General features: G+C 65.1%; 6 protein-coding genes. 2 read left to right on the top strand and 4 right to left on the bottom strand.

The window, feature by feature from the left end; translation table 11 throughout:
• Positions 1-18 precede the first annotated feature (18 nt).
• Positions 19-1,677, bottom strand: coding sequence for an ABC transporter ATP-binding protein (locus tag ABWP92_RS15525; RefSeq protein ID WP_353236304.1), 1,659 nt, complete (start codon positions 1,675-1,677; stop codon positions 19-21).
• The gene (locus tag ABWP92_RS15530) at positions 1,674-2,705 is read right to left on the bottom strand and encodes an ABC transporter permease (protein WP_353236305.1); all 1,032 of its coding nucleotides are present in this window, start codon (positions 2,703-2,705) and stop codon (positions 1,674-1,676) included. Before ABWP92_RS15530 ends, ABWP92_RS15525 begins: the two co-directional genes overlap by 4 nt.
• 216 nt (positions 2,706-2,921) lie before the next feature.
• Between ABWP92_RS15530 and ABWP92_RS15535 the strand changes: the two genes are divergently transcribed.
• Positions 2,922-3,446 carry a DUF2127 domain-containing protein gene (locus tag ABWP92_RS15535; RefSeq protein WP_353236306.1) on the top strand — a complete coding sequence of 175 codons (525 nt, stop codon included), beginning with the start codon at positions 2,922-2,924 and terminating at the stop codon, positions 3,444-3,446.
• Here ABWP92_RS15535 and ABWP92_RS15540 read toward each other — a convergent pair.
• Together ABWP92_RS15540 and ABWP92_RS15545 are read right to left on the bottom strand one after the other, a co-directional pair.
• On the bottom strand, positions 3,410-4,438 hold the full coding sequence (locus ABWP92_RS15540; RefSeq protein ID WP_353236307.1) for a microcin C ABC transporter permease YejB: 1,029 nt from the start codon (positions 4,436-4,438) through the stop codon (positions 3,410-3,412). The two genes, ABWP92_RS15535 and ABWP92_RS15540, sit on opposite strands and share 37 nt — an antisense overlap.
• Positions 4,439-4,476: 38 nt before the next feature.
• Positions 4,477-6,339: an extracellular solute-binding protein gene (locus ABWP92_RS15545; RefSeq protein WP_353236308.1), complete on the bottom strand. Its 1,863-nt coding sequence runs from the start codon at positions 6,337-6,339 to the stop codon at positions 4,477-4,479.
• 110 nt (positions 6,340-6,449) lie between these two features.
• On the opposite strand from ABWP92_RS15545, the gene fabI reads away from it, so the two are divergent.
• Complete coding sequence (gene fabI, locus ABWP92_RS15550) at positions 6,450-7,250, top strand: enoyl-ACP reductase FabI (RefSeq protein ID WP_353236309.1); 801 nt, start codon at positions 6,450-6,452, stop codon at positions 7,248-7,250.
• The last annotated feature ends 26 nt before the right edge of the window (positions 7,251-7,276 follow it).

The following is a 7,276-nucleotide window of genomic DNA, read 5'->3' on the forward strand; positions in this document are numbered from 1 at the left end:
AGCCGGACGGGCCCCGGCTCAGCCCGTGGATGCGGCGCCCAGCGCCGCCCGCACCAGCTTCTGCGTATAGGGATGCTGCGGCGCATCGAGCACCTCGGTGACGCTGCCGCTCTCCAGCACCTCCCCATCCTTCATCACGATCACCCGATGCGCCATGGCCCTCACCACGGCGACGTCGTGCGTGATCAGCAGATAGGACAACTCGCGCGTTTTCTGCAGGCGCTGCAGCAGGCTCAGCACCTGCTGCTGGATGGTGACGTCGAGCGCGCTCGTGGGTTCGTCGAGCACCAGCAATTCGGGCCCGACCACCAACGCCCGCGCAATGGCGATGCGCTGGCGCTGCCCGCCCGAAAACTCATGCGGGTAGCGCCCCGGCAAACCGGGAAACTGCGCCTCGCCCAGCCCCACGTCGGCCAGCATCTGCAGCACCCGCTCGCGCCGCTGCGGCGCGGTGAGCTGCGGCGCATGCACCTTCAGCCCCTCGCCGACGATCTCCTCGATGGTCAGGCGCGGCGAGAGCGAAGAGAACGGATCCTGGAAAACCACCTGCACCCTGCGCCTCAAAGCCTTGTTGTGCGGCGAGTTGCGCATGGGCGGATGCTGCCACTCCTGCCCCTGCAAGGCGATCGTGCCCTCATGCGCGAGCAGGCCGAGCATGGCCTGCGCCAGAGTGGACTTTCCTGAACCGGATTCGCCCACGACGCCCAAAGTCTGTGCGCGCGGCAGAGAAAAACCCACGTGCTTCACGGCCTCGAAGCGGCCCTTGCCGAACCAGCCCCTGAAGCCCGACAGCGGCACGGGATAGCCGACGGTGAGGTCCGACGCCAGCGCCGCCGCCTGCTCCCGGGACGCCGTGCCGGGAGGATGCTCGATCACGTCGCGCACCGGCGTGCTGCCGATCAGCTTGCGGGTATAGGGATGCCCGGGCGCCTCGAAGATCCGAGCCACGCCGCCTTGCTCCACCAGCCGCCCGTGCTCCATGACCGCGACCCGGTCGGCAAACCCGCGCACCAGCACCAGATCGTGCGTGATCATCAGCACCGCCATGCCCGTCTGCCGCTGCAGGTCGCCAAGCAGCTCCAGGATCTGCCCGCGCAGCGACACGTCCAGCGCGGTCGTGGGCTCATCGGCCAGCAGCAGTTTCGGCTTGCTGGCAAGCGCCATGGCGATCATCGCGCGCTGCCGCTGTCCGCCGGAGAGCTGATGCGGGAATGCCGACGCGCGCCGCGCGGGCTCGGGAATGCCCGTGGCCGCCAGAAGCTCGATGGCCTGATCGCGCGCCTGCTGCCGGGTGAGCGCCTGCTTGAGCTGCAATACTTCGGCGATCTGCTCGCCCACCGCCATCAGCGGATTCAGCGCCGTCATCGGTTCCTGGAAGATCATGGCGATCTCGCCGCCCCGCACGCCGCGCAGTTCACGCTCGCTCAGGCTCAGAAGATCACGGCCCTCGAACAGGGCATGGCCCTGGATGTCGGCATCGCCCGCCAGGCGCAGCAGCGACAGCGCGGTCACCGTCTTGCCCGAGCCCGACTCGCCCACCAGCGCCAGCTTCTCCCCCGCCCGGACCTGCAGGCTCACGCCATGCACGACCTGCTTGCCGCCGAAAAGCACCCGCAGGTCCCGCACATCCAGCAGCGGGCGGGATACGCCCATGGAGTCGATGGCAACGCGGTTCATTGCTCCATCTTTCGCTGATCGAGCGCATCGCGCAGCGCATCGCCCATCAGGGTGAGCAGCAGCAAGGTGATCACCAGCGTGGCGAAGGTGGAGACCGAAATCCACCATGCGTCGATGTTGTTCTTGCCTTGCGCGAGCAATTCGCCCAGGCTGGGCGTGCCGGGCGGAACGCCCAGCCCGAGAAAATCGAGCGAGGTCAGCGCCAGGATCGCCGCCCCCATGCGAAACGGCAGGAACGTGACCACGGGCGTCATGCTGTTGGGAAGAATGTGGCGCCAGATGATCTGCCAGTTGCCCACGCCGAGCGCGCGCGCCGCCTTCACATAGTCGAGCTGGCGGTTGCGCAGGAATTCGGCGCGCACGTAGTCGGACAGTCCCATCCAGCCGAACAGCGACAGCAGCACCAGCAGCAGCGCGATGCTGGGCGCGAATACCGCCGAGAAGATGATCAGCAGGTACAGCTCCGGCATGGAGCCCCAGATTTCGATGAACCGCTGAAAGGCCAGGTCCATCCTGCCGCCAAAGAAACCCTGGATCGCGCCGGCCAGCACGCCCAGCACCACGCCAACGGCCGTCAGCGCCAGCGCGAAAAGCACGCTCACGCGAAAGCCGTACAGCAATTGGGCGAGCAGGTCGCGCCCGCGATCATCCGTTCCCAGCCAGTTCACGCGCGTGGGCGCGGAGGGGTTGGGAGACTCCGCGAAATAATTCAGCGTCTCGGGCCCGTAGCGGTTGATGGTGTAGATCGCCCAGTTGCCGTTGCCCGAGAGCCTTTGGCGGATGAATGGATCGAGGTAATCCGTCGGCGTATGGAAGTCGCCGCCGAATGTCGTCTCGGGGTAGCTGTGCAGCATCGGCAGGTAATACCGGCCTTCGTATTTCACCAGCAGCGGCCGGTCGTTGGAGATCAGTTCGGCCACCAGGCTCAGCGCCACCAGCACGGAGAACAGCACCAGGCTCCAATAGCCAAGACGGTGGCGGCGAAAGCGCCTCCATGCACGCGCGGTTTGAGATTGCGAATTTCCCACGGAGATGACGGTCGGTCGGGCTGGAAAAGAAGTGGAACGGATGTGCGAGCGCCTCGCTGGCCGCCCGCCGGAAAAACAATAATAGCGACATTCCGGCGGCGCGCCGCAAACCTGCCTGGCGAATCGGCCTCTATTCTGACAAGCGCCGCCATCGCGCCGGCCCGAGAATGCGTGCGAACCCATGACCGCAACCGGCTATTGCCGGCATTCAACTCATTGACCAACGCCACAGGATCCAGGCTGCGCAGGGCCGTCCAGGCCATCGCGCTTTTCGAGGCCCTCAAGGGCCTTGCCGCGCTTGTGGCTCTCACGGGCCTTCTCAGCCTGCTGCATCACGATCTGCACAGGCTTGCGCTGGAGCTGATCGGCCACTTCGGCCTGTCGCCCGGCGCACGCTACCCGGACATCCTGCTGCAGGGCGTCGACCGGCTCGTGGGCACCCCTGCGCGCACCATCATGATGCTGGGCGGCGCCTACGTCACGCTGCGCTGGATCGAGGCCTGGGGGCTCTGGCATGACAGGCCCTGGGGCGAATGGTTTGGCGCGCTTTCAAGCGGCGTCTACATTCCGCTTGAAATCCACCATATCCTGGCCCGGCGCCACTGGCAGGGCGTGGCGGTCCTGGCGCTCAACATCGCGCTGATGCTGGTGCTGTTCTGGCGCATCCACGAGCGCCGCAAGGAAGCAGCAAGACGGAGCGCGGCTCAATCGAACTTGACGCGCGGGTCCACCCAGACATAGCAAAGATCGCTGATCAGCTTGGTCACCAGCCCGATCAGGGTAAAAAGATAGAGCGTTCCCAGCACGACCGGGTAGTCGCGGCGGATCACGCTCTCATAGCTCAGCAGCCCCAGGCCGTCGAGCGAGAAGAGCGTCTCGATCAGCAGCGACCCCGCGAAGAACGCGCCGATGAACGCCGACGGGAACCCCGTGATGATCGGAATCAGCGCATTGCGGAACACGTGCTTCCACAGCACCTGCCGTTCGCTCAGCCCCTTGGCGCGCGCGGTCAGCACGTACTGCTTGCGGATTTCCTCCAGGAACGCGTTCTTGGTGAGCATGGCCGTCACCGCGAAGCTGCCCGCGACCATCGCCGTGACTGGCAACGCGATGTGCCACAGATAGTCCGTCACCTTGCCCATGAGGCTGAGTTCGTCCCAGTTCGCGGACGTCAGCCCGCGAAGCGGAAACCACTGGAGCTGCCCGCCGAAGATCACCAGCAGCAGCACCCCCAGCACGAACCCCGGAATCGCATACCCCACCAGGATGATCAGCGTGGTCACGAAGTCGAAGCGCGATCCGGCGCGCACGGCCTTGGCGACGCCCAGCGGCACCGCCACCAGATAACTGATGAAGAAAGTCCACAGGCCGAGACTGATGGAGACCGGCAGCTTTTCCTTCACGAGCGTCCAGACGTCCTTGTTCTGGAAAAAGCTCCGTCCCAGGTCGAAACGCGCGAACTGCCCGAGCATCTGGAAAAAACGCTCGTGCGCCGGCTTGTCGAAGCCATAGAGCTTCTTGATTTCCTCGATGCGCCTGGCGTCCACCCCCTGCCCGCCACGGTAGGAAAAGGCGGCGCCATCGCCCCCGCCGCCCGGCGCCGCCTTGGCTTCCGCCAGGTATTGCTCCACTGGGCCGCCGGGCACGAACTGCACCACCATGAACGTGAGCAGCAGCACGCCCAGAAGCGTGGGGATCATCAGAAGAATGCGTTTGAGAATGTAGGCGAACATGGATTGACTGCGTTCCCGCTCCTGCGTTTTCCGCTCGTTCAGCTGCTGCCCGCCTGGATATGGGCGGTCTGCGGCGGCATCCTGGCCCACCAGACATAGACGGCCCACAACTCGCCCGGCGAATACGGCGGAATGACGTCAGGGTACGCCACGCGCCAGGCGTTGTACACCATGCGATGCGTGGGCGAGGTCCACTGCGGAATCAGGTAGTGGCCGTGCACGACGATACGCTCGAGCGCGCGGCACGCGGCCAGCATGCCCTCCTCCGACTTCGCGCCCACCATCGCCTTGATCACGGCATCCACCGCGGGGCTCTTCAGGCCCACGAAATTGAACGAACCCTCCTGGTCGGCGGCGGCGCTGCCGAAGAACTCGGCGTATTCCTGGCCCGGATTGGGCGTGCCGGGAATATTCAGCGAGATGATGTCGTAATCGTATTTGTCCAGCCGCTGCTGGTACAGCGCGTAGTCCACCATGCGGACCTTCAGCTGGATGCCCAGCTTCTCCAGGTTGCGCATCCACGGCGTGACCACCTTGACGCCGCTTTCGCTGCTGTCGAGATACTCGAGCACCAGCGGCTGCCCCTGGGCATTGCGCAAGACTCCATCCTTGTCCACGGCCCAGCCCGCCTCCTCGAGCAGTTGCTGCGCCTTGCGCAAATTGGCGCGCAGGCTGTGGTCGCCGTCGGTGCGCGGCGGCTCGATCATCGGGCCCAGCGTGCCCGGCGGCAGCTCATTGCCGAACGGATCCAGCAGCGCATGCTCGGCCGCCGAGGGCTCGCCCCGCGCGGCGCAGGCGGTATTGCCGAACAGGCCATGCACGCGGCGGTATGCGCCGTAGAACATCTGGCGGTTCATCCATTCGTAGTCGAACGCCAGGCCCAGCGCCTCGCGCACGCGCACATCCTCGAGCAGCGGCCTTCGCGTGTTCAGGAAGAAGCTCTGGAAACCCGAAGGCAGCCGGTTCTCGAACTGGCCCTTCCTGAGTTCGCCCGAATCAAAACGCTTTCCGGTCAGGCGGCGCGCCCAATCGCCCGCGCTGTTGATGCGCATGAGATCGAACTCGCCCGCCTTCAGCGCCTCCAGCCGCGCCGTGCTGTCACGGTAGATCTTGATGGCGACACGATCGAAATTCGCCGTGCCCACGCGCACCGGCAATCCGGCGCCCCAATAATGCGGATCGCGCTCGTAGGTGATGTCCTTGCCGAACTTCACCGGGCCTATCTTGTAAGGGCCGCTGCCGATGGGGATGTCGGTCACCACTTCGTCGAAAGGCTTGGCCTTGCCGTTTTCCACGCCCCAATCGGCGCTGAAAATGGGCAGCGCCCCGCCCACGGTCAATGGAAGCTCGCGGTTGGGCTTCCTGAAGCGAAAGCGCACGGTCCGCTCATCGAGCACCTCGCAATCCTCGACCTCGGCCATGATGGTCTTGTAGCTGGGTGCGGCGTACTTGCTCATCAAGGTGTCGAAGCTGTGCTTCACGTCCTTGGCCAGCACCGGCTTGCCATTGTGAAAGCGCGCTTCGCGCCGCAGCCGGAACGTCGCGCTCATGCCGTCCGCGGGGACGTCCACGTCCTCGGCCAGCAGTCCGTAGCCGGTCGCGGTCTCGTCCAGGCTGCCCGTCAGCAGCGTCTCGAACATCATGTCCGCGAGATAGGCGGGCGGCGAACCCTTGAGCGTGAACGGGTTGTACTTATCGAAGGTCGAATAGCGCAGATTGCTCACCAGCCGCAGCGTGCCGCCCTTGGGAGCGTCGGGATTCACATAGTCGAAATGCCGGAAATCCGCCGCATAGCGCGGCTTGCCCCAAAGGGCATAGGCATGGGCCGGCCACGCCGGCGCGCAGGCCAGCGCGCCAATGACCAGCAAAGCCGGACAGGAAATGCTCTTTGTTAACCGCATGCGACAATTCTGCACCACAAGGGCGGACAGCCACTGCGTGATCGCGACAAATCACCGGGCTGCCCACCCGCCACGTTATTCGACCTCATCCCTCTCAGGAGAACAAGACAATGGGTTTTCTCGCCGGCAAGAAGCTGCTCATCACGGGCGTGCTGTCCAATCGCTCCATCGCCTACGGCATCGCGCGCGCCTGCCATGAGCAAGGCGCCGAACTGGCCTTCAGCTACGTGGGCGAACGCTTCAAGGACCGCATCACTGAATTTGCCGCTGAATTCAATTCCACGCTGGTGTTCGACTGCGACGTCTCGGACGACGCGCAGATCGACAGGATGTTCGCCGACCTGGGCGCCGCTTGGGGAAAGTTCGACGGCTTCGTGCATTCCATCGGCTTTGCTCCGCGCGAGGCCATCGCCGGAAACTTCCTCGACGGGCTGACGCGCGAGAACTTCAAGATCGCCCACGACATCAGCGCCTACAGCTTCCCGGCCATGGCCAAGTCCGCGCTGCCGTATCTCAACGACAAGTCTTCACTGCTGACGCTGTCGTACCTGGGCGCGCTGCGCTCCATTCCCAACTACAACACCATGGGCCTGGCCAAGGCGTCGCTGGAGGCCTCCGTGCGCTATCTGGCCGAAGCCGTGGGCCGCACCGCCGATGGCCGCGCCATCCGCGTCAACGGCATTTCGGCCGGTCCTATCAAGACACTGGCCGCATCGGGCATCAAGGACTTCGGCAAGCTCCTGGGCCGCGTGGCCGATGCCGCGCCGCTGCGCCGCAACGTGACGATCGAGGACGTGGGCAATGTCGCGGCATTCCTGCTGTCCGACCTGGCCAGCGGCATGACGGCCGAGATCTCCTACGTGGACGGCGGCTTCAGCCAGACGGCCGGGTTGTCCGCCGATCAGGTGTAAGAACGTGTTCACGATCTCCTCGCGCC

Source organism: Diaphorobacter ruginosibacter (genome assembly GCF_040396215.1).
Classification (GTDB): domain Bacteria; phylum Pseudomonadota; class Gammaproteobacteria; order Burkholderiales; family Burkholderiaceae_C; genus Diaphorobacter_A; species Diaphorobacter_A ruginosibacter_A.

Bases quoted from the DNA above. Each gene is read 5' to 3' on its own strand.
- ABWP92_RS15525 (WP_353236304.1), bottom strand. From the start codon at position 1,677: ATGAACCGCGTTGCCATCGACTCCATGGGCGTATCCCGCCCGCTGCTG.
- ABWP92_RS15540 (WP_353236307.1), bottom strand. From the start codon at position 4,438: ATGTTCGCCTACATTCTCAAACGCATTCTTCTGATGATCCCCACGCTT.
- ABWP92_RS15545 (WP_353236308.1), bottom strand. From the start codon at position 6,339: ATGCGGTTAACAAAGAGCATTTCCTGTCCGGCTTTGCTGGTCATTGGC.
- fabI (WP_353236309.1), top strand. From the start codon at position 6,450: ATGGGTTTTCTCGCCGGCAAGAAGCTGCTCATCACGGGCGTGCTGTCC.